Here is a 23,302-nt window from a genome sequence, read left to right on the forward strand (position 1 = left end):
TATTGAGCAAAATCACGTTTACTTTTCGAGTAAAATATCGTGGATTTTAGCTAAATCAGATTTACCTTCAATAATTTCATCCGGCGTTAAACCTGATAATTCATGCGGGAATACTAACCACTCTTCAGATTCATGAATGTAGTAATCAGGCACTGTATCAACTTTTGAATTTTTTGGCTTGTAGTATGGACAAGCAATACGAATATCACGTGGTAAGTTTAAACGCATTAGCTCAGAGAGCTTCTCTTTTAACGCTACAATACTACGACCTGAGTCAAAAACATCGTCAACAATCAGTAAAGAGTCACCTGCATTTGCGTTTTCAACTATGTAGTGTAAACCATGTACTTTGATTTCTTTTGATTGCTTACCAATACCGTAATAAGACGAGGTACGAACCGCAATGTGATCCGTTTCTATACCTTTGTAATCATAATATTCCTGAACCGCAATCCCAATTGGAGCACCACCGCGCCATATACCAATAATAAAATCTGGACGAAAGCCATCTTTATACACTTGTGCCGCTACGCGGAATGAATCTTCAAGTAATTGTTGAGCCGTGATATAGCACTTTTCTGACATAGTAAGGATCCCAGTGGTATGTATAATATTTGAGCGAGGTTTAAATAAAAATAGATGCCCAAACACGTAATGGCGAAGGATTTTACCGTAAATAAAACAAAATTGCTTGTTTGGCGGATAAAAAAATAGGCACCCTAAGGTACCTATTTTTTAACTAATGCGTAATCTCAGTAGATTATGCCTTTTCAAGTAGGGTACGTGCTACGGTGCGCATACCTTGTGTAGTTGCACCTGAAGCCCATTGACTTGTGCTACCACCCATATTAAATGCAGCGGCTAAATCGATGTGTACCCAGCCTTTGCCATCGTTTGGCACAAAGCGAGATAAGAAACCAGCGGCGTTAGATGCACCACCGAAACCACCGCCTTTTTGGGCGCGGCTATTTGCTGTATCCGCATACGGCGATGGGCAGTTTTGTTGATGCCACTTTTCAAGTGGTAATGGCCATGCGGCTTCCATTTCTTGTGACGCAAAGTCTTCCACTTCACGCACTAGCTCTTTATCAAGGGCAAACAATGCGTTGTACTCTTGACCAACAGCAACAAGGGCGGCACCAGTAAGGGTTGCCGCATCAATAATAAGTGGAGCGCCTGTCTCGCCTGCGGCCATTAAGCCATCAGCCAATACTAAACGCCCTTCAGCATCGGTATTTACAATTTCAACGGTTGTGCCATTTTTGTAAGTAAGAATGTCACCTAGTTTGTATGCATTACCCGAAATTAAGTTCTCTGCACAACATAAAAACAACTTAATACGCTTTTCTACGCCACGGCTAATTGCCAGTGCCAAACCTGCGGTTACCGTTGCTGCACCACCCATGTCGCACTTCATACCCAACATACCTTCGCTTGGTTTAATTGAGTAACCACCTGAGTCAAACGTAATACCTTTACCAACAAGTGCTGCGCTTACCGGTGCGTTCTCATCGCCAGTTGGGTTGTAATCAAGCTCAAGTAATACTGGCGGACGCTCACTACCACGGCCAACGGCATGAATACCAATCCACTGCTGTTCTAATAGCGCATCGCCTTTTATGATTTGATAGCTAACATGCTCTGGTGCAAGTGATTGAATAAATTCAGCGGCTTTTTCAGCTAAGCTTTCTGGGTAAATGTCATCGGCGGTACCATTGATCATTTCGCGCGCCCACGTTGCCGATGCTTTTAAATCAGCGAGTTCTTTAAGATCAGATTGTGCGTTATCAACAAACTCAACACCGTTTAGTACTTTTGGTGATACAAAGCCTTGGTAAAAAGCCCATTGGCTCTCTGTGCACCATACATCACCTTCAAGAACAACATTTTTAATGCCTTGATTTGCAATTGTACGACCCGCTTTTTGCACATTTTTTAATGTTTCTTGCTCAGATAAATGAACCGTTGCGCCGTGTTCGTTAAAAGATAATGACGCACTTTCGCCCCAATGCCCTGGTGCCAACTGCTCGCTTAATTGAACAACAAATTTTTCACTCATGTTAGAATATCCTTGCACTTAAATGTGCGGTTGAGTTTACTATAGAGCGCTTAAGTTCCCAACTGCTTGAGGTGAATAACCTCAACCGGCCTGTAAACCTCAATTTCACTTACCCTAAACTCAGGTTATTAAGTTTGCTAACATATTGAGCTATCAAAATATTTAAGTTTATTATCTCTAGAAAAAATGAACTCAACGCAGTTAGCGCTAAAACAACTACTTGAAATAAACTTATTATCCAGCGCTCAGGTTACATAAGGAAGTCATAAATGAAGTACACCCCGCCATTACAATCTGCCACTTTATTAAAGCGTTACAAACGCTTTTTAGCTGATTTAGAGCTCAGTGATGGCACTACTTTTACCGCTCACTGTGCTAATACGGGTAAGATGACGGGCTGTGCCGATGCCGGTTTTACTGCCTTTTATTCCACCAGCAGTAATACCAAGCGAAAGTACCCGCAGTCATTAGAGCTGACGCAAAATAATGTATCACAGCTTATTTGTGTAAATACCGCTATCGCCAATAAAGTGGTCGAAGAAGCACTTAATAATGGGGTTATTGATGAGCTTACAGGCTATCAACACATACAAAGTGAAGTGAAGTATGGCAGTGAAAACAGCCGCATCGACTTTTTACTTACCCACAGCAGCAAAGCCAATTGCTATGTTGAAGTAAAATCAGTCACGCTGCTGAGCGAAGATCATCCACAAAGTGGTCAAGGCTACTTCCCTGACGCCCAAACTGTTCGTGGGCAAAAGCATATTCGTGAATTAATCGACATGGTAAAACAAGGGCATCGAGCGGTATTACTATTTGCAGTGCTGCACCAAGGCATCACACTAGTCAGTGCTGCGGTGCATATTGACCCAGCCTATGCACAATTGCTTAGCGAGGCCATTGAGCAAGGCGTAGAAGTATTAGCTTATAAAGCACACATTTCAGCGAGTGAAGTTACTTTAATTGAAAAAGTGCCGTTTATTGACTAGGTAAACAGCGCGCCAGCATTCGTACTCGCGCTCAAAGTGTGCTTACTCTTTACTCATTGATAAATCCATTTCATTAATTAAATTTAGATTAATATCTGCATCTTTAAATAAGATGGGTCTTAATACTGGCGTATTTGAGTAAAAACGCGATTGATCATCAAAATGTTCTGAGCTTGAGTCTGAACTTTGCGACATAGTCAGTAATCCTTTTGCCACAGGACCATCATCGGTAAAGTTCATCACAAACATCCAGCTCGATCCGTAATTAACAGGGTAACCACTGGCTGTTAAATTTGACGCTAACGGTTTACCTGTTATCGCATCATCCAATGTTTGATGATCGATATATGGGATCACCGTAGAAAATGAACGACTGCTACTGCGATCAAAACGATACACATTAAAGCCTCCTTCCACACTCATTGGCCCACTCCAAGGAAGTTGCTCGCCTGAAGCAATGCCGCCTGCTAGCGTTTTTTCAACAAATTGCAGCTCACCTAAAGTACTGTTTAATGCCACGCCATTGCTTTGTAAATTAAGCACTGCATGCGCTAATGCCGTTAACGCAGAGCCATCGGCAAGTAAGGTATTTGGCGTATTTGCAGGGTTGGTCACATCAAAATTATCATATAAGTATTCATCACTATTAAATAAGTGAGCAAACTCTCTGATTAACGCAGCACCTTGTGTATCAAGGTTCATAGCGCCATTCCAGTCCTCTAACACGGCGCAGGCAGCTGTTAGGTCAATACTTGCTCCATTAGTTAGTGTAACCGGTGTTGCGCCACGCGCTTTACACTGGGCAACTAAATCATCAAATACTAATTCACCTAAATAGATACGATTGCCTACTAGCGCATTTTCAAGTTCAGCCAAATCAAACTTACTGTCTTCACCGCCTCCCTCTTTTATGAGCTTCAAACCCATACGGGTACGCAATGATAATGGCTGATGAACATCGCCATATTGCGCAGCAAAGCCCACAAGAGGTTGTTCAAGATTAGTAACCCAATAGCTGTCATTTGAGTTTTGCACGTAGTCAGTGCGACTTAGTTGGGGAGCTTGCTCAAAAGGCACAACGCCTTGCGGCTCAAATAACTTTAAGTTACCAGGTACTAAATCAAAGCCCGTCGACTCTCTAAGTGCAACCAATTCAGGTTGCAAACGAATTGCCATATTTGCGGTATCACCCAGTTTCAAAACGGTGCTGTCATCAACAAAAAAGACATTACCTTCTTTATCGCTGGCCATGGTGTTATTAAATGAAACGCCATCGTATTTAGCAAACGAGGCCTTCATCTCTTCTAAGCTGGTTGCTTGATTAATAGCTGACCACTGAGCAACCACATCCATATTAAATTCATTGGCATCTTTGATGGTAAATGCTTGGCTGTCGTTCCACCCTAAACCATTTGCGGCAGGTGTTTCAATCATTAAACCATGGTGGCTATAGTAAAACGGTTTGCTAAGTGTAATTGTGGTCCCTGGTGCCACAGTTACCTCAACGTTAATTGTTTTTGAAGTAATTTCATAATTATCACCTTCAACGCTGTAACCCATGCGATCATTTTCATTTAGTGCTAGCTGATAAATTAAAAAATGACGTGCTGTAGAAAAAGTATGGGTCCAAGCTATGTGCTCATTAAAACCAATATTGATCACTCCTGGCATCCCTTGCAAACTGCCCCCCATTACATTCATAGCGTTGGGAATGGTTAGGTGTGATTGCCAAAAGCGTAAATTGCCCTCGTGAGGAAAATGAGGATTTGCTAATAGACCACCTTTACCATTGGCCATCATATCTTTACCAAGCCCCCAACCATTTGACCCTAAGTGATCAAATTTTTTCTCTAGCTTAAATTGCTTTGCTCGCTGATTAATATTGCCTACCATTGAAGACACAGCACTTGGCTGCTCTGACGTAGGCATTGGCAGATACTCATTCGCATCACCCGGGTTTGCTAAAAAAGCGAGCTCTAAAAAGTTAGCCGAGCTGGCTAGCTGCACTGTAGCCATAGAGTACGCCAACATATCTTGTGCTGTTAAACTGGTAACCCAAGGTGCAGAGGCACACTCCGGCGCTAAATTATCAACCCCCGTATCAGTAACGTATTTATTAAAGCCTTGCACAAACCCTTCAAAGTGCGCTCGGCTGTTCTCTTCTAATTGATCATAATTGGCTTGAGCATATTCATTCACACCCAAGGCTTTATAACCAAAGTCAGAAATTAAATGCGTTGAGTCGCCACTGCCTGGTACTTTATCTGGACCATAGTATTTCGAGCGTTCACCGCGCACTTTAATAATTTGATCCATCAATAGACACGCATGATCTTTAGCATAAGCATAACCACTACCAAACGCTAAGCTCTCTAAGTTATCAGCAGTGATATGCGGCACACCGAAGGTAGTCCAACGGATATTCGCATCAAGTTTATTATCGTCATCAAATGCAATTATTGACGCGCTCGTCTCTGGAGCGGGATCAGGCACCACGACAATTGGTGGTGCAACGTTATTGTCATTGTCTTCACCACAGCCTACTAAAAGCAGACTGCTGGCGATACAAAGTGAGAGTAAATGGGGCTTCATTGTGGTGTTCCTTGTCATTATTATTGTTTAACTTTACAACCATGCCGTAAATACTTACTAAAATCTTGACCTCAAACGCACAAAATTGACTTTGCGCGCCAGTTAGGGCAGCTTAAACTTTAACCGTCTAGAAAAGGATATTTTATGTATTTTGTAAGTAGCCAAATTATTCGTTCTTTAACTAGTTACTTAGCTTCTCAAGGTCTGAATAAAGAACACTTACTTAATAATATTACTCAAGGAGGGCAGCAACTTAATAACAGTCGCTATAAATACCCGCTTGCTGATTACGAACAGCTCATGGCCATTGGCGCAAAACACTTAAATAGGAACACAGTAGGATTAGAGTTTGGTCAAGCGCTTAATGCGCAAAACTGGGGATTACTTGGGCATATTGCTTTAGTGAGTGACTCTTTATTAAGCGCATTACAACATGCTTTAAAGCTGCATACCTTAGTTAGAAACATTGGCACTATTAGTCTACATCATCACCCACAACACAGCAGCCTAGAATGGCACCCCAAAACACCAGTCACACACTTCATGGCAGATGAGCTTTTTAGTAGCTGGCTTGCTTTTGCTCAACAATGTTGTGAATGGCAAGCCCCGTTGATGCTCAGCCAAATAAAATTAATGCGCCCACAACCGCCCATCAATGAAGTTAAACAGTATCAAAGTGTATTTAACTGTCCTATTGAGTTTAATAGCACAACAAATAGCATGATCTTTGATAGCCATTTACTACACTGCCCACTAAAAGGCGCTAATAACGAGCTAGAAACTTTATTAGCCGCACAGGCTATTAACTACAACCACGAAGCTCAGTATATTAGTCAGCTCAAAGCGCTAATAACACAACACCTGCCAGAGCGTTTAAGTGTTCAGCAAGCTGCTCAGGCATTAGCGCTATCAACTCGCAGCCTACAGCGTTACTTAAAACAACAACACACCAGCTACAGCAAAATTACTGACGAAATATGCAAACAACAAGCCCTTATATTACTAAAACAAGGACTCAGTTCGTTAAACATTGCCACTGCGCTGGGCTTTTCTGAACAAAGCGCTTTTCAGCGTGCTTTTAAACGCTGGTATTGTATTACGCCTAAAAAATACTTAACCGAAAAGTAAAAGATAAGTTGTTTTTATTATTTTTGCCCACATAACAACGCCAGTTTATAAACCGATACTGTAATAAAAAAGTATAAACACTGCTTTTGCTACTTTTATATGGGTAAACAGGGTTGAAGCTAATTCGATTATTTAAAAATAAATTTGCCTAGGGTATGAGTTTCTGTTATTTATACCGCCGGCTAATGCTGAGGCATTAAATTAAGGATTTAGGAGAGAGTTATGCCAGACCAAAAAAGACATGGTTTATTGGCTCAAGCCGGTTTAGAACCATACCAAGAAAAACCGGGTGAAGAGTACATGAATGAAGCACAACGTGCTCATTTTAAAACAATTTTAGAAACTTGGCGTAATGATTTACGGAACGAAGTTGATCGTACTAAGTCACACATGCAAGACGAAGCAGCTAACTTTCCTGATCCCGTTGACCGCGCAGCACAAGAAGAAGAGTTCTCATTAGAGCTTCGTACTCGTGACCGCGAACGCAAATTAATTAAGAAAATTGAAAAAACAATCAACTTAATTAAAGAAGACGAGTTTGGTTTTTGTGAGTCTTGTGGCATTGAAATTGGCATTCGTCGTTTAGAAGCACGTCCTACTGCTGATTTATGCGTAGACTGTAAAACACTTGCCGAAATTAAAGAAAAACAAGCTGGACGCGGCTAATTAAGTTATAGCCATGTCTTCTACAGCCGTTACCGCGCAAGTATCTGACTATCGCGGCCGATTTGCACCGTCTCCTTCGGGGCCGTTACATTTTGGCTCACTTGTGGCGGCTGTAGGTAGCTACCTAGATGCAAAAGTTAACCAAGGGAAATGGTTAGTACGCATTGAAGATATAGACACCACTCGCGTTGTTAAAGGCGCAGCCACCGATATCCTAAATACCTTAGACGCCTACTGCCTTAATTGGGATGAAAACGTTGTGTATCAAACACAGCGTCTTACTATTTATCAAGATGCAGTAAACTCACTGTCAAAACAACACCTTATTTATGCCTGCCAATGCTCTCGTAAGCAAATAAAAGCGCTAGGTGGAATTTATCAAGGGCAATGTAAACATAGCCAACTCAGTGAACAGGGTCATGCCCTTCGCTTAACTCAATGCCATGCAACCGTGACTTATAACGACCTTATTCAGGGGCGTATTGACGTTGACCCTGCTCTGGCCCATGAAGATTACATTATAAAACGTAGCGACGGTTTATTTGCCTATCAACTGGTGGTGGTTATTGATGACATTGAGCAAGGGATCAATCGAATTGTACGAGGCGCTGATCTACTTGAACCTACCGCCCGTCAAATAAGTCTGTTTAAGCAACTTAATAACCCTATTCCAGAATTTGCTCATTTACCTTTAGCGGTAGCAAAACCCGGATTTAAACTCTCTAAACAAAATTACGCCCCCGCTATTTGCAAACAAAATCCCAAACCAACTTTGATAGCGGTATTTAACTTTTTAGGTTTGCCAACCCACGACCAACTTATGGATTTAACCACAGAGCAATTACTTGCTTGGGGCGTAGCACATTTTAACTTAAGCCGCGTTCCCACTACGCGTGAAATACAGATTTAACGCTCTTTCGCGGATTGGGTATAACAAATTCAAATAAAATCGTTAAAAATGGCTTAATTTCAGCACTGCAACTTAATTTTTCCACCTTGCTGGTATATGATAGCCGCCTAAATATATGCTAATTACATAAAACAGTAAGTACAGCTCTATGAGAAGGTACTTGTTGTCATTTTGATTGCAATGGCGAGTCAATCAACCGCTTCTCTAGGAGACAGACTATTATTTCCAAGCTTTTTCAATTTTGTCGACAAATTATCGGCCCGAATGCCAGTGCCGAAGATGTCGCAATCAGCAGTGAACCGTTGGTGATCCCTCGAGGTGAGCATGGTATTTCTCGCAAACAATTTAGCCCAAATGCAATCAAAGTACTCTATCGCCTAAAAGATGGTGGCTATGATGCCTACTTAGTTGGTGGTTGCATTCGCGATGTATTGTTAGGTCAACAACCCAAAGATTTTGATGTTGTAACCAATGCAACCCCTGAGCAAGTTAAAAAACTGTTTCGTAACTGCCGTTTAATTGGCCGCCGCTTTCGTTTAGCACACATTGTTTTTGGTCGTGAGATTATTGAAGTGGCCACCATGCGCGGCCATCACGAAGCACAAGAAGACAAAAATCAAATTAGCCAATCAAGCGAACATGGGCAACTACTTCGCGACAACGTATTTGGCAGCATTGAAGAAGATGCCGAGCGTCGTGATTTTTCAATCAATGCCTTATATTACTCAATCAATGATTTTTGTATTTATGATTACGCCAATGGTTTAGCGGCCATAAAGGCAAAACAAATTGAGTTAATTGGCGATCCTGAAACACGCTATCGTGAAGACCCCGTGCGTATGCTTCGTGCAGTGCGCTTTGCTACTAAACTCGATATGCAAATAGCACCTGCAAGCGAAAAGCCAATAACCGCTTTAGCTAGCTTGCTTGATAACATTCCACCGGCACGTTTGTTTGAAGAAATACTCAAGCTGTTTTTAAACGGCAAAGCACAACAAAACTTTTTAATGCTGCGCAAATACGGGTTATTTAAATCGTTGTTCCCAGAACTTGACCGAATTTTAGATAAAAACCCAGGCGGGCTTGAAGAAACCTTCATCAAGCAAATGTTTGCAAACACTGACATTCGCATTAATGCAGAGAAAAAAGTCACCCCTGCGTTTGTATTTGCAGCGTTACTGTGGTTTCCATTGGTTGAACGTACTGAAAAAATTCGACGTCAAGAACAACTCTCTGAATACGATGCCTTTGCCCAAGCAATTAATAAAGTACTTAGTGAGAACGCTCAGCATATTGCAGTGCCAAAACGCTTTACGTTAGGCGCCCGTGATATTTGGCATATTCAACAACGTTTAGACAAACGTGCAGGCCAACGTGCCTATCGCTTAACACAGCAGCCTCGTTTTAAAGCCGCTTATGACTTTTTACTACTGCGTGTTGATGCCGGTGAAACTGAGCATACAGAGCTTGCACAGTGGTGGACACAGTACTTGAGTCAAGATATTAATGGCCAAAAAGAAATGGTGCGAGAGCTAGGTCATCAAGGTGGACCAAAACCACGTAAGCGTCCTCGTCGGCGCACCACTAAAAAACCAGCTGAGTAAAGAATGCAACGTGTCTATTTAGGCTTAGGTGCCAACCTTAATACACCTAAAAAACAACTTGATGATGCTGTTGTTGCACTTAAAAACTTGCCTAACAGCGAGTTTATCGCTTGCTCACATTATTATGCGAGCAAGCCTATGGGGCCACAAGATCAACCCGATTATGTGAACGCGGTTGCCTGTATCAATACCTTCCTACAGCCAGAGCAGTTACTTGATTTAACGCAAGCCATAGAGCTGGAGCATGGTCGAGTCAGAAAGGCTGAGCGTTGGGGCGCACGCACACTGGATATTGATATTTTATTATTTGGTGAGCAGGTTATAAATACTAAACGTTTAACGGTGCCTCATTACGGATTAAACGAGAGAGAGTTTGTTGTTTACCCGCTGCAAGAAATTGCACCCGAACTTATTTTACCAAGCGGCGCATCTATCAAACAGATAGCAAATAACCTACCGCTTAACGACTTACAACAATTACCGCTGTAATTAACTAAGGCTTATGTCTGCGAGAATATTATGTCTAAAATAACCGTTTCAACTTTGAATAAAATGAAGGCTGAAAGTAATAAAATCACTGCGTTAACAGCTTATGATGCCAGTTTTGCTAAGTTATTTCATGAGAATGGCGTTGAAGTTGTTTTAGTCGGTGATTCTTTGGGAATGGTATTACAAGGTGGCGAAGACACACTCGCTGTGACAAACCAAGAAATTGCGTACCATACTCGCTGTGTTCGCGCTGGAAGCCGTGACCTATTTGTTATTGCCGACCTACCGTTTATGACCTATGCAAATCCAAATGATGCGTGTAAAAATGCCGCAGAGCTCATGCGCGCAGGTGCTAATATGATCAAGCTTGAAGGTGGTGAATGGCTACATGACAGCATTAAATCACTTACTCAGCAAGGTATTCCGGTGTGTGGGCATTTAGGGCTTACGCCGCAATCTGTGCACGTATTTGGTGGTTTTAAAATTCAAGGCCGTGAAGAAGCACAAGCGCAAAAAATTATTGCCGATGCAAAAGCATTAGAGGCAGCGGGTGCTCAACTACTCGTGCTTGAGTGTATTCCAAGTGCCTTAGCAAAACGTATTACTGACTCATTAAGCATTCCGACTATAGGGATTGGTGCGGGCAATGTAACCGATGGCCAAATTTTGGTTATGCACGATTTAGTCGGTATTTCTGCAGGCTACATTCCTAAATTTTCAAAAAACTTTTTACTCGAAACAGGCAACATGCCTGCCGCTGTTAAAAAGTATTGTAACGATGTTAAAAGCGGCGTTTTTCCAAGCGCTGAACACGAGTTTAAATAATGCAGTCAATCACTGAAATTAAATCATTACGCAGTCAAATAAGAGCTTGGCGCCAAGCGGGTTTAAGTGTTGCACTAGTACCTACTATGGGTAACCTGCACCGCGGTCACTTTTCGTTGGTAGAAAAAGCAAAAACACTGGCCGACAAAGTCGTTGTTAGTATTTTTGTTAACCCGATGCAATTTGGTGCTAACGAAGATCTAGACAATTATCCGCGTACCTTAGATGCCGATAAACAAGGTTTAGCCGATCTTGAAACGGATATTTTGTTTATCCCCAGTGTAGAGGCTATTTACCCAAATGGCTTAGGGGTGCAAAGTTTTGTTGATGTACCAGGTATTTCGATGGGCTATTGCGGCGGCTCACGTCCTGGTCATTTTAAAGGTGTAGCAACAGTTGTCACTAAACTATTTAACTTAGTCCAACCTGATTACGCCTGCTTTGGTGAAAAAGACTTTCAGCAGCTGCAAGTTGTTAAAACAATGGCCCGTGATTTGTCGATACCAGTAGAAATTATTGGTGTGCCAACGATGCGTGAAGTTAGCGGCCTTGCCATGAGCTCACGCAATGGGTATTTATCAAGTGATGAAAAGCAAACCGCTACGATTTTATTCAACACTTTAAATCGCTGTGCGCAGCAACTAAAAAGCGGAAATAAAGCGTTTGCTACTCTTGAAGCTGATGCTAAAGCGACTTTAGAAAGCGCAGGGCTAAAACCAGATTATTTTTCGATAGCTCAACGAGATACATTAAAAGCTGCTACACTCGAAGATACACGATTTGTTATTTTAGCTGCCGCCTTTTTAGGAAGTGTTAGATTAATCGACAATATACAGGTTGAAGTTTAATACTGGTGTAGCCTCACTTTAAGGATAAGTATGAAAACTTTTATTAAAACCACTCTAGTGGCTTTTTCTTTTGCAGCATTGGCAGGGTGCCAAAGCCAAGCAGGTAATCCAGCACTTAACCAATGCGCTCAGCAAAGTTATCAATGCGAAACCAGCTGTGAACAACAAACAACCACCGACAGCCTTAAGTCACAGGTTTGCTCATCTAAATGCATCGAAGCGTATAATCAATGCAAAGTACAAGCTGAAAACTTAAGTAAAGCTGACTAATATCAATCGGCATAAATTGTAAACCAAAAAAAACCGCTCATTTGAGCGGTTTTTTAATTATTAGCGGTTTATTTTAAGCCTAACTTTTTCAACTCAACTTCAACTAGCTTTGCAGAAAGTGGCACATAACCATCTTTTTCTACAATTTTTTGACCTTCTTGCGAAAGTACCATCTTTAAAAACTCAGCTTCAACTGGGCCAAGTGGCTTATTTGGGTGTTTATTTACATAAACATATAAGAAACGTGAAAGTGGGTATTTACCTTGAGCTACGTTTTCAAGCGTGGCATCAACAAAGTTAGTACCTTTTTTAGATAACGGAACAGTACGCACACCCGATGTTTTATAACCAATGCCAGAATAACCAATGGCATTTAGTGATGCTGAAATTGACTGTACAACAGAAGCTGAACCCGGTTGCTCGTTCACGTTATTACGAAAATCGCCTTTACATAAGGCTTTCTTTTTAAAGTAACCGTAAGTCCCTGATACTGAGTTACGTCCATATAATTGCACGTCTTTTGCAGCCCAATCACCTTCTAGACCAACATCACTCCAGCGGTTTACTTGCTCTGGTGCGCCACATTTACGTGTTGATGAGAAAATAGCATCGATTTGGTCAATACGCAGCCCTTCAATTGGGTTATCTTTATGAACAAATACCGCCAATGCATCAATTGCTACACGTACTTGTGTTGGCTTATAGCCATAGCGCTTTTCAAATGCTTCAATTTCTTTCGACTTCATAGCACGGCTCATTGGACCTAAATTTGCCGTACCTTCTGTTAATGCTGGTGGCGCAGTAGACGAACCTGCTGCTTGAATTTGAATATTTACATTTGGGTAAATACGCTTATATTCTTCAGCCCAAAAGGTCATCATGTTGGCTAACGTATCAGACCCTACCGATGAAAAGTTACCTGATACACCGCTAATTTTTTGATACTCAGGCATACCGTCTTCTAATGCTACTGCTTGCGCAGATACAAATGTTGTAACAGCCACACCCATTGCGGCAACTAAGTTTTTAAATTTCATTTTGGGGTTCTCCAGTTTGTTCGTCCCATTTCCTAACTGCGGTTCACTCTAAAGTGAGTACATGACAATGGTATGACTCTTAAATGACACTTTTATGACTAGCAGTATTACTCGTCACTAATGGCGAAATAGAGATCAGCCTATCGCTTGAAAACGCAAAAGAAAAACAGGAGCCTTTACCCAGTTCACTGTTAATTTTTAATTGGCTACCATGGCGAGTAAGTACATGTTTAGTAATTGCTAAGCCTAATCCTGAGCCACCTGTGGTGCGGCTTCTGGCTTTATCGACCCGATAAAAACGCTCAGTTAAGCGATTTATATGCTCTGGTGCAATACCATCACCATTATCGGTAACACTAAAACATGCCTGTTCATTGTTGCGCTGCCAACACACCTCAATTTTACCACCTGGCTTAGTATAATGAATGGCATTAAATACTAAGTTTGAAAACGCACTTCTGAGCTCATCCTCAGCACCGGTAATATCAAGTGACGCATCAATATTAAAAATAAGTTGATGGCCTTTATCTTGATTTATAGACTGTGCTTCAGTTTCAATCAGTTTTAGCAATTGCGGTACCTTTACTGCCTTATCATTACTGTGGCGTTTTGCGCCTTCAATACGTGATAAAGAAAGTAACTGATTCACTAAACTATCCATGCGTTTACATTGCTCTAGCATGGTAGTTTGTGCTTTATTCCACATTGCAGGCGGAGGGAGCGAATCACTGTCGAGCATTTCAAGGTAGCCGGTAACAACCGTTAAAGGGGTTCTGAGCTCATGAGACACATTAGCAACAAAGTCTTTACGCATCTGCTCAAGTTGCTTTAAACGAGTGACATCGCGTACTACCACCAATAACTGAGTGTTAGCATAAGGCATCACCCTAAACTCAAGTACTTGCTCTACACTGTGGCCACTTTCGAGCTCCAGTGCATCGCTAAACTCTTTACGGCGCATATATTTAGCAAATTTAGGATCGCGAATAAGGTTATCTAAACGCTGACCATGATCAACCGGCCATTGTAACCCTAACACTTTGAGTGCAAGTTGATTACACCACACAATTGATAAATCGTTTTGCAATACAACAACAGCATCAGGCACCGCCTCAGCACCGTCACGAAAACGGCGTATCAGCTCTGCCAGTTCGTTACGCTTTTTACGATTACGATGTTGCAGCTGATAGATGCCTTCAAATACTTGCTCCCACGACCCTTCACCTTCTGGTGGGTTAAAACTGCGCTGGTTATGCAGCCAATCACTTAACCGATAAAGTTGATGGTAATGCCACATAAGTAGTGAAAAAGCGCCCAAAAACAACATCAAAAATGGGGCACCAATAAGCACCCCAATTAAAAGTAAAGGTATAAAATAGACAAACAGCCGCTTTGTTAGCGCCTGCTTGTTAATAACTCGATACATACACGCTCTTTACCTTATAAACGCTAGCAGACAAGTTGACTGAACTAGGTTAATAGATTGCTACTTAACTAAGTAAGCTTAATTGTAAGCACACTATAGTTTACTCGAAAAGCGATAACCAGCTCCGCGTACCGTTTGTACTAAGCGGTCATGTCCAAGCGTAGCAATCGCTTTACGCAAGCGACGAATATGAACATCTACGGTTCTGTCTTCAACATACACATTCGTGCCCCATACATGATCAAGCAGTTGCTCACGGCTGTAAACACGCTCTGGATGGGTCATAAAAAAGTGTAACAGTCTAAATTCGGTTGGCCCCATATCAAGCTCACTGCCCCCTGAGGTAACACGATGCGAAATAGGGTCCAAGCGCAGGCCATGCACTTCAATTGCTTCTTCTAAAGAGGTAGGTGCTACTCGGCGAATAACCGCTTTAATACGCGCCATTAACTCTTTAGGTGAAAACGGCTTAGTAACGTAATCATCAGCGCCCACTTCTAAACCGCGTATTTTGTCTTCTTCTTCGCCGCGAGCAGTCAGCATAATGATAGGGATTTGGCGTGTGTGTTCATTTTGTTTGAATTTTTTAGCAATTTGAATTCCACTACCACCAGGTAGCATCCAATCGAGTAACACCATATCTGGATAAGGTTCAACCATTGCGGCTATTGCAGAATCATAATCTTCTGCCTCAATGGCTTGAAAGCCATTTTGTTCTAAAACAAAAACCAACATTTCCCTGATAGGTGCTTCGTCATCAACGACTAATACTTTACGTGACATTCCAATTTATCTCTTAGGCTATTGAGTAGGTTTCATTATTATGACTAAGTATGACATTTTTATTAAAGTGTAACGTCTAAATTAAAATGAGACTAAAAAAAACACAAAATAGTAACAAAAAATTGAATATGTCATATTTTTATCATCTTAAGCAGTAAATAAAAAAGTGGTTTGCAGTAAAGTGAGTCGTTATTAAAGGCATTATTTATGATATTAACTTGGGATCATCAAATTACTAACTAGCAGCTATTTTTAGGCTTAATAATAAAAGTCGGCACCTATTTAGATCAGGTTTATTAAGATCTTAAATACAAGGATCAGAGTTTTATCAAGCAGATCCCTTTTTGGATCACTATTTTACCCACTAACAAAGCTAAACCAATGATTTACTGTGTGATTTTTATCCATTAATTATGATGTTCGACACTTAAAAGTACAAAATGCGTCACTTTAAGCCCTTCACTTAGTAAAGTAATGATCCCAGATAAGGTTAGTTAGTAATCGAGTGATCCCAGATTTATCGGTAAGTAAAATACTGATCTCTTACAGATCAAAAAAGCCAGTGCGTAAGCAACTGGCTTTTTATAATGAGTGCGAGAGTATCGCCGTTATTGGCTCATTATTTTATTTTTGGGTTTAACTCACCGCTTAAGTATTTAAGGTGCATTTCATCCAATGAAATTGGCTTAATTTTACTTGCTTGACCCGCAGTACCAAACGCTTCGTAACGGGCGATACAAATATCAGTCATCGCTTGTGTTGCAGCGGCTAAAAACTTACGTGGGTCGAAGTTAGACGGGTTCATTGCTAAATGACGACGGATTGCACCGGTAGACGCTAAACGTAAGTCAGTATCAATGTTTACCTTACGCACACCGTATTTAATCCCTTCAACAATTTGCTCAACTGGCACACCGTATGTTTCAGGAATTTCGCCACCGTATTGGTTAATCACTTCTAACCACTCTTGTGGTACAGAAGACGAGCCATGCATTACTAAGTGCGTGTTTGGAATACGCGCATGAATTTCTTTAATACGATCAATTGCTAAAATGTCGTCGGTTGGTGGACGCGTAAATTTGTAGGCACCGTGTGATGTACCACAGGCAATAGCCAGCGCATCAACATGGGTTTTATTTACAAAATCAGCTGCTTCTTCTGGATTCGTTAGCATTTGCTCTGTGGTAAGTTTACCCTCAGCGCCAACGCCGTCTTCTTCACCCGCTTCACCGGTTTCAAGTGAACCTAATACACCCAGCTCACCCTCAACTGAAACACCACATGCGTGTGCCATTTCAACTGTTTTACGTGTTACATCAACGTTGTAATCGTAGCTTGACGGAGTTTTACCATCGCTCATTAACGAGCCATCCATCATTACTGATGAAAAACCTAACTGAATTGAACGCTGACATACACCCGGTGATGTACCGTGATCCTGATGCATAACCACGGGGATATGTGGCCATTCTTCAACTGCCGCTAAAATCATATGACGAATAAAAGGTGCACCGGCATACGCACGTGCGCCCGCAGAACCTTGCACAATAACAGGGCTGTTTGTTTTATCAGCCGCTTCCATAATTGCGCGCATTTGCTCTTGGTTATTTACATTAAACGCGGGTACACCGTAACCATGCTCAGCGGCATGATCCAGAAGTTGTCGCATACTGATTAAAGCCATTGGGTATTCTCCAATTTATCGATAGTCATTAAACTATCTAGTTTGAACGGATTTGTTAGTTTGGTGCAATAACTGCACCTCGAACCTTAAAGCTCAATGCCTAAAATTCGAATTAAATAACTAATAAATAAAAGTGAGAGGTATTTATCAGTTAAGTGTAGCAGATGCGGACACTCCACATCTGCCTAACGGCTAGCTAATACTTTACGTATTACTTAGCACGTGATTCTAACATCACTACTGCTGGCAGTTTTTTACCTTCTAAAAACTCTAAGAAAGCACCACCACCGGTAGAAATATACGAAACTTTGTCACTAATGCCGTACTTGTCAATTGCTGCTAAAGTGTCACCACCGCCTGCAATTGAAAACGCTTTTGAATCAGCAATTGCTTGGGCAATAGCACGTGTACCATTACCGAACTGATCAAATTCAAAAACACCGACTGGGCCATTCCATACAACGGTGCCCGCATTAGCAATAATTTTTGCAAGTTTGTTTGCTGTATCAGGACCAATATCAAAAATCATATCGTCGCTGGTAACTTCGCTTACATCTTTAAGTGTTGCTACAGCTGATTCTGAGAATTCATTACCCACGACGACATCAGTCGGTACTGGAATTTCACCATTGTTAGCTTTTGCTGCTGCACATAAGCGATTAGCTTCGTCCATTAAGTCAGCCTCAAAAAGTGACTTACCTACAGGGTAACCTGCAGCTGCAATAAAGGTATTAGCAATACCGCCACCCGTAACAAGCTGGTCAACAATTTTAGATAACGAATCAAGTACGGTTAACTTAGTTGACACTTTAGAGCCACCCACAATCGCCACTAATGGGCGTGCTGGGTTATCAAGTGCTTTGCCTAGCGCTTCAAGTTCAGCCGATAATAATGGACCGGCACACGCTACATCAGCAAATAAACCTACACCATGCGTTGATGCTTGTGCACGATGCGCAGTACCAAAAGCATCCATTACGTACACGTCACATAATGCAGCTAATTGCTTTGATAAGGTTTCGTCGTCTTTTTTCTCGCCTTTATTAAAACGCACGTTTTCAAAAACAACGACTTCGTTATCTGCAACATCAACGCCGTTTAAGTAATCTTTTTCTAGGCGAACTGTTTGCTCAAGTGCATCATTTAAGTAATCGACAACCGGAGCCAATGAAAACTCTTCTTCGTATTGCCCTTCCGTAGGACGGCCAAGGTGTGACATAACCATCACTTTCGCGCCTTTCTCTAACGCTAGTTTGATAGTAGGTAACGCAGCACGAATACGTGCATCTGACGTCACTTTTCCTGCTTTAACGGGTACATTTAAATCTTCACGAATTAATACGCGTTTGCCGTTTAAATCTAAATCTGCCATTTTAATGACCGACATGAACATCTCCTTAGTTAACGATACTGAACCTGAAAAATACGTTTTAAATATTACTTAAATGCCATCATAGCACGCGCGGTATCGAGCATGCGATTCGCAAACCCCCACTCGTTATCACACCAAACTAATAACTTTATCAGTCGTTTATGACTAACACGTGTCTGTGTGCCATCTATGATACAAGAATGTGGGTCATGGTTAAAATCAACCGATACCAACGGCTCTTCGGTGTAACTTAAAATACCTTCAAGGCGGTCTTTAGCTTGTGCTTTAAGGGCATTATTAACCGCACTTAAATCTACATCTGCATTAACCGTGACACTTAAATCCATCGCCGTCACATTAATGGTCGGTACACGGACCGCAATGGCCTCAAAACGACCTTTAAATTTAGGTAAAATACGGTCTATACCACGGGCTAATTTTGTATCTACAGGAATAATAGACTGGCTGGCGGCACGCGTACGGCGTAAATCATGATGATACGCATCAATCACTTGCTGATCGTTCATTGACGCATGAATGGTCGTAATAGCACCTGATTCAATGCCAAAGGCATCATCGAGTACTTTAATAACAGGAACAACGCAGTTGGTGGTACACGAGCCATTAGAGACAATAGTATGCTCGCTTTTAAGCTCATCGTCATTAATACCGTAAACAATAGTGGCATCAACATCATTATCCGCAGGATGTGAAAACAGCACCTTTTTTGCACCCGCAGTCAAATGTAACTGTGCATGCTCACGTGAGTGGTAAACCCCCGTACATTCAAGCACCACGTCAACATCTAACGTTTGCCACGGTAATTCAACTGGATTTTGTTCACAAAATAACGCAATGGTGTCATCAGCAACGCTGATAGTGTCTTCACCTAGTTTAACTGGAAAAGCAAAACGACCATGAGAGGTGTCGTATTTTAATAAATGGGCAATAGCTTCAGGGTCGGCTAGTTCGTTAATTGCAACAATTTTGATCTCGTCGCTTAAGCCTGATTCGTATAGTGCACGGACAATATTTCGACCAATACGACCAAAACCATTAATTGCAAGTTTGATTGCCATGAAATATAAAATCCACTCTAGTTACGTACAGAGAAAGGCAGCGTCGCCTTTTAGATGGCGGTATTGTAATCGACCTTGCCTGTGATTATAAGAGCCAAGCATTAGAAACTTTAAATTAACGTCATAATCAACACACACTGCACTTTTACTTTTAGCCCTGCTAGTGGGTATTTGCACTGTTTGCTATTTTAGTTTTAAATCAAACACCACCTTTATTGATGCTTTAACGCTTATTGTTGCGCCTAAATATTGCTGCTGCATAAATGGATTCTCGTTATTACTAGCAACCATACTATTTCTGTGGCTAGATAAAATAATGTGCTTAACACCGCCCGCGTCATAATCGTAATCTGAGCTGCTGGAATTTGCACTGATACTGTAAACGTTGCCAAGTTCAGCGCCAAAAGCTTGAGCGAGCTTATTTCCCTTCGCTTTTGCGTTATCGATTGCTAATTGTGTTGCCTCTGCCTCTAACTGATTAACTTTAGAGGATAAACCATTAATTTTTTCGATATTGTCTATTTTTAAGCTTTGAGCAAAATTAATAAATTCATCGACTTTTTTAATATCTTTTAATGTGACTTTAACTGTTTTCAGGGCTAAATACTTATCGCCTGAAACAGCCCCAGATTCTGTACCAATCATAGTGTATAACTTGCTTTTTAAACCAGATATATAAACATCGTCTTGGCCAAAACCGTATTTGTCTGATTGTTCAAGTAGCAAGCTAATCCGGCCATCAAGCTCACGTTTAGCCTCAAGTAATGTATCTTCAGTGCTTTTTACTTCAAATATAATTTGAGCCATATCAGGCTCAACAAATACCTCAGCTGACCCCTGCACTGAAATATGACGATTAGCTGGCACGCTTGAATTAGCAAAAGTAATAAGAGGGAATAAGTTAATAAAAATAGCGATGATAAGTTTCATATTCGTTCCTTGAATTCATAATAAATCACACGTTCCCATAATTATACAAATAAAAACAAAAGTAAACTGCCTCATTAACCAAGTATTTATGCATTCTTTATAGGTTGGGTTTCGCTTCGCTCTGCCCAACCTACGTCAACTCGCCTACTTTGAGCTCCTTACCGGCGCTTATTTGATGGCATTGGGCTAATAACAACTCAGCAGTAGCTTGTGCATCGGTAAGGGCGTGATGACAATGATAGCTTGGTAAGTCGTAGCGTTTACGACATTCATTAAGAGTTAAATCGTCTAATTTTATATCTGAGCTATGCTTTAGCAGACGCTTTTTTTCTATTTGTAAGGTATCGATAATCAACTTGGGGCGCTGGGTGATCCCTGCATTTTTTAGTGCTAACTTTAAAAAACCCCAATCGAGCATGGCATTATGAAATACTAAAATACAGTCACTAAAGTGAGCGCTTAAAGACGTTATAATGCTTTGTAGACTTTGCCCTTGTGCCACAGAGTCAGTACTAATGCCATGAAAAACGGGGCTCTGCTCTAGACTTTTCACCTCTTTATTAACCAAATGCTGCGACTGACTGTTTTTGATACATTCGTTATCAATCAGTACCCAAGCAACCGAGACAATTTCATGTTGTTTAGGATCAAGCCCTGTTAATTCCAAATCAATCACTAAGTAACGTTGCTTTAAAGCACTTTGCATGAGCAAGTGGCGGCGCTTTAAATAACGAGTAATAAGCTGCTTAACCATTGTTGTTACAAACTCCCACGCGCAAATTTAAACGCCGCGCCTTGCTGCGCTTGTTTTACTAGGTAAAACGCTTCTTTAAGCTGATGACGCTCTAACGAATTGAGCTTATCTGGGTTTATACAATTGCTGGGTAACCCCTCTTCGTTTATTTGTGTGCGCAGCCGAAGCTGAGTTAAAAATCGCCAACAATCTTTTAAATTATAAATATCTTCTTTGCTTAACAATGAATACTTTAATAAAGCGTCTAATCGCTCTTGGGTGTTAGCACGGCGGATGCCTACTTTTAATGCATACAGCCTTGCCAGATCGTTAATGATCACTACCCCGCGCTTTTTAAGATCGATGTATTTGTGGTGCTGCTCGGTTTTTTCGGTTTTAAAGTTATTGAATAAACCAATCGGCGCGCTGTTGGTATTCACATCGCTTGCCATTGCCGCATAAAAAAGATCGTTGCGAGAAATATGGGTTAACTCTTCACAAAACTGGCTAAAAAGCGTGGTTGATCCTTCAATAAAACGCAGATCAAAAAATATTTTACAGTTGAGCATTGCCTGGGGTGTGGGGCTGGTGATCCACTTTAAAAACTTCGCCCGCCAATCACTAACACTCATTCGACACGCATCACTGCTGGCCATAATGTTACCAGGGCAACGACGAATACCGCATTCAACTAAGTTTTCACAAACAAATTCACCCATTTGTTTAAAGTACGCGTGCTGCTCATCGTTTAGACCATCGGGTAATAACAAGCCGTTATCTTGATCAGAATGCAGTGTTTGCTCTTCGCGCGCTTGAGAGCCAAAACAAATAAAGCTAAAGCTCGTAGGTGCAACACCATGTTGTTGTTGAAATAAAAATATTAGCCGCGAGGTTAGCGCATCGGTTAAACCGCTGAGTAGTTTTCCAATCAGTGAAATATCATCAATATTATTAGAAAACCCCTTTAATAACTCAGGAATTTCTTTAGCGTAACGCTTTAAATCAGCGACATTATGCGCTTTGTAAATACGACCAATGAGCTGGACAGGGTCGCTTTTTTGTTGGCGTAGTAAGTCTGTACTAGTGATCATACCTAGCGGTTTATGATTTTCATCAAGCACAGGTAAATGATGAATATTATGCTTAAGCATTAAGTGTAGCGCTGAAAACACACGATTATTTTCAAATATAAACTTAGGCTTATTGGTCATAATACTATTGATAGCTTGCGCGGGGTCCACCTCATCAGCAAGCACTCGATTACGTAAATCACGGTCAGTAACCACCCCAACAAGGTGCGAGTTTTCGGTGATCATTATTGAAGAAACCCCATGCTCTTGCATTTTTTTAGCACTATGACGGATGCTGGCATCGGGGGGCAGCGTTATCGCTTTGCGAGTCATGATCTCTGATATTTTACGCTCAGACCAGCTGTCGTTGTTGCTCTTATAATGCGATGAAAGTAATCGATTTGCATGTGCACGGACAAAGTATTGCTCAAAGGCTTTATATTCTCGGCGTAAATAATCAAAATGCGTTTGGTCGAGCATATACACTATGCCCTCTTTTTGTACTTCTAAACTGTTTTGAATTGCATCTCCCGTTAGTAAAGAGGGGTAACCAAAGTAATCACCTTGAGTTAAACGCGTTACCGTATCGCCTTTGGCATCGACTAAATCGTATAACCCGGAGCGGATTAAAAATAACTTAGGCTGTTCACTGTTAAGCCATTGCGTTTGGTTTTCTCGGGTCAAATAAATACTATCGAGATGGTTTACAAAATAATTGCAGGCACTGTCTTGTAACATTGAAAATGGTGCTTGCTTGTTAATAAACTGCGCGACTTCCTGTTGCTCACTACTCATAAATCATCCTCAA

The 23,302-nt window shown here is 41.2% G+C and carries 21 protein-coding genes; 9 read left to right on the plus strand and 12 right to left on the minus strand.

Annotation, left to right across the window (positions count from 1 at the left end; genetic code table 11):
- Positions 1-18: 18 nt before the first annotated feature.
- Positions 19-585, minus strand: a complete 567-nt coding sequence (locus ABZP26_RS12925) for a phosphoribosyltransferase (protein WP_008111161.1) — start codon at positions 583-585, stop codon at positions 19-21.
- A gap of 175 nt (positions 586-760) precedes the next feature.
- Positions 761-2,059 carry an aminopeptidase PepB gene (gene pepB / locus ABZP26_RS12930; protein ID WP_028835718.1) on the minus strand — a complete coding sequence of 433 codons (1,299 nt, stop codon included), beginning with the start codon at positions 2,057-2,059 and terminating at the stop codon, positions 761-763.
- Positions 2,060-2,328: 269 nt separating this feature from the next.
- On the opposite strand from pepB, the gene sfsA reads away from it, so the two are divergent.
- The gene (sfsA, locus tag ABZP26_RS12935) at positions 2,329-3,048 is read left to right on the plus strand and encodes a DNA/RNA nuclease SfsA (RefSeq protein WP_368485037.1); all 720 of its coding nucleotides are present in this window, start codon (positions 2,329-2,331) and stop codon (positions 3,046-3,048) included.
- A 42-nt stretch (positions 3,049-3,090) separates the two neighbouring features.
- On the opposite strand, the gene ABZP26_RS12940 is transcribed toward sfsA, so the two are convergent.
- A complete protein-coding gene (locus ABZP26_RS12940; RefSeq protein WP_368485038.1) occupies positions 3,091-5,640 on the minus strand; it encodes a penicillin acylase family protein in 2,550 nt (849 codons plus the stop codon).
- A 144-nt stretch (positions 5,641-5,784) separates the two neighbouring features.
- On the opposite strand from ABZP26_RS12940, the gene ABZP26_RS12945 reads away from it, so the two are divergent.
- The 8 genes from ABZP26_RS12945 to ABZP26_RS12980 all read left to right on the plus strand — a co-directional run bounded on the left by ABZP26_RS12945 (position 5,785) and on the right by ABZP26_RS12980 (position 12,380).
- Positions 5,785-6,768: an AraC family transcriptional regulator ligand-binding domain-containing protein gene (locus ABZP26_RS12945; protein ID WP_368485039.1), complete on the plus strand. Its 984-nt coding sequence runs from the start codon at positions 5,785-5,787 to the stop codon at positions 6,766-6,768.
- A gap of 222 nt (positions 6,769-6,990) precedes the next feature.
- A complete protein-coding gene (dksA, locus tag ABZP26_RS12950) occupies positions 6,991-7,434 on the plus strand; it encodes an RNA polymerase-binding protein DksA (protein ID WP_013465738.1) in 444 nt (147 codons plus the stop codon).
- A gap of 13 nt (positions 7,435-7,447) precedes the next feature.
- Entirely contained in the window at positions 7,448-8,344 is an 897-nt protein-coding gene (gene gluQRS / locus ABZP26_RS12955; protein ID WP_013465739.1) for a tRNA glutamyl-Q(34) synthetase GluQRS, read from the plus strand.
- A gap of 305 nt (positions 8,345-8,649) precedes the next feature.
- Entirely contained in the window at positions 8,650-9,948 is a 1,299-nt protein-coding gene (gene pcnB / locus ABZP26_RS12960; protein WP_024602358.1) for a polynucleotide adenylyltransferase PcnB, read from the plus strand.
- 3 nt (positions 9,949-9,951) lie between these two features.
- Complete coding sequence (folK, locus tag ABZP26_RS12965; RefSeq protein ID WP_028835714.1) at positions 9,952-10,437, plus strand: 2-amino-4-hydroxy-6-hydroxymethyldihydropteridine diphosphokinase; 486 nt, start codon at positions 9,952-9,954, stop codon at positions 10,435-10,437.
- 30 nt (positions 10,438-10,467) lie between these two features.
- Entirely contained in the window at positions 10,468-11,262 is a 795-nt protein-coding gene (panB, locus tag ABZP26_RS12970) for a 3-methyl-2-oxobutanoate hydroxymethyltransferase (RefSeq protein WP_368485040.1), read from the plus strand.
- Entirely contained in the window at positions 11,262-12,110 is an 849-nt protein-coding gene (panC, locus tag ABZP26_RS12975; RefSeq protein WP_368485041.1) for a pantoate--beta-alanine ligase, read from the plus strand. The genes panB and panC overlap by 1 nt, the downstream gene beginning before the upstream one ends.
- Before the next feature lie 30 nt (positions 12,111-12,140).
- Positions 12,141-12,380, plus strand: a complete 240-nt coding sequence (locus tag ABZP26_RS12980) for a hypothetical protein (protein WP_013465744.1) — start codon at positions 12,141-12,143, stop codon at positions 12,378-12,380.
- A 68-nt stretch (positions 12,381-12,448) separates the two neighbouring features.
- On the opposite strand, the gene ABZP26_RS12985 is transcribed toward ABZP26_RS12980, so the two are convergent.
- The 9 genes from ABZP26_RS12985 to ABZP26_RS13025 form a co-directional block, all read right to left on the minus strand.
- The gene (locus ABZP26_RS12985; RefSeq protein WP_013465745.1) at positions 12,449-13,417 is read right to left on the minus strand and encodes a PstS family phosphate ABC transporter substrate-binding protein; all 969 of its coding nucleotides are present in this window, start codon (positions 13,415-13,417) and stop codon (positions 12,449-12,451) included.
- 79 nt (positions 13,418-13,496) lie between these two features.
- Positions 13,497-14,843, minus strand: coding sequence for a phosphate regulon sensor histidine kinase PhoR (phoR, locus tag ABZP26_RS12990; RefSeq protein WP_016900478.1), 1,347 nt, complete (start codon positions 14,841-14,843; stop codon positions 13,497-13,499).
- 93 nt (positions 14,844-14,936) lie between these two features.
- A complete protein-coding gene (gene phoB / locus ABZP26_RS12995; protein WP_013465747.1) occupies positions 14,937-15,626 on the minus strand; it encodes a phosphate regulon transcriptional regulator PhoB in 690 nt (229 codons plus the stop codon).
- Positions 15,627-16,245: 619 nt separating this feature from the next.
- A complete protein-coding gene (gene fba / locus ABZP26_RS13000; RefSeq protein ID WP_008111197.1) occupies positions 16,246-17,310 on the minus strand; it encodes a class II fructose-bisphosphate aldolase in 1,065 nt (354 codons plus the stop codon).
- Positions 17,311-17,521: 211 nt separating this feature from the next.
- Positions 17,522-18,697, minus strand: a complete 1,176-nt coding sequence (locus tag ABZP26_RS13005; protein ID WP_016900480.1) for a phosphoglycerate kinase — start codon at positions 18,695-18,697, stop codon at positions 17,522-17,524.
- A gap of 50 nt (positions 18,698-18,747) precedes the next feature.
- Complete coding sequence (gene epd / locus ABZP26_RS13010) at positions 18,748-19,761, minus strand: erythrose-4-phosphate dehydrogenase (RefSeq protein ID WP_016900482.1); 1,014 nt, start codon at positions 19,759-19,761, stop codon at positions 18,748-18,750.
- Between the two features lie 183 nt (positions 19,762-19,944).
- Positions 19,945-20,691 (minus strand): SIMPL domain-containing protein, encoded by a 747-nt coding sequence (locus ABZP26_RS13015; protein WP_368485042.1) that lies wholly within the window; start codon positions 20,689-20,691, stop codon positions 19,945-19,947.
- Positions 20,692-20,821: 130 nt separating this feature from the next.
- Positions 20,822-21,445: a 3'-5' exonuclease gene (locus ABZP26_RS13020; RefSeq protein WP_024602352.1), complete on the minus strand. Its 624-nt coding sequence runs from the start codon at positions 21,443-21,445 to the stop codon at positions 20,822-20,824.
- A gap of 5 nt (positions 21,446-21,450) precedes the next feature.
- Positions 21,451-23,289, minus strand: coding sequence for a DUF294 nucleotidyltransferase-like domain-containing protein (locus tag ABZP26_RS13025; RefSeq protein ID WP_368485043.1), 1,839 nt, complete (start codon positions 23,287-23,289; stop codon positions 21,451-21,453).
- Positions 23,290-23,302: the final 13 nt, after the last annotated feature.

This window comes from Pseudoalteromonas sp. SD03 (genome assembly GCF_040937955.1).
GTDB lineage: Bacteria > Pseudomonadota > Gammaproteobacteria > Enterobacterales > Alteromonadaceae > Pseudoalteromonas > Pseudoalteromonas tetraodonis.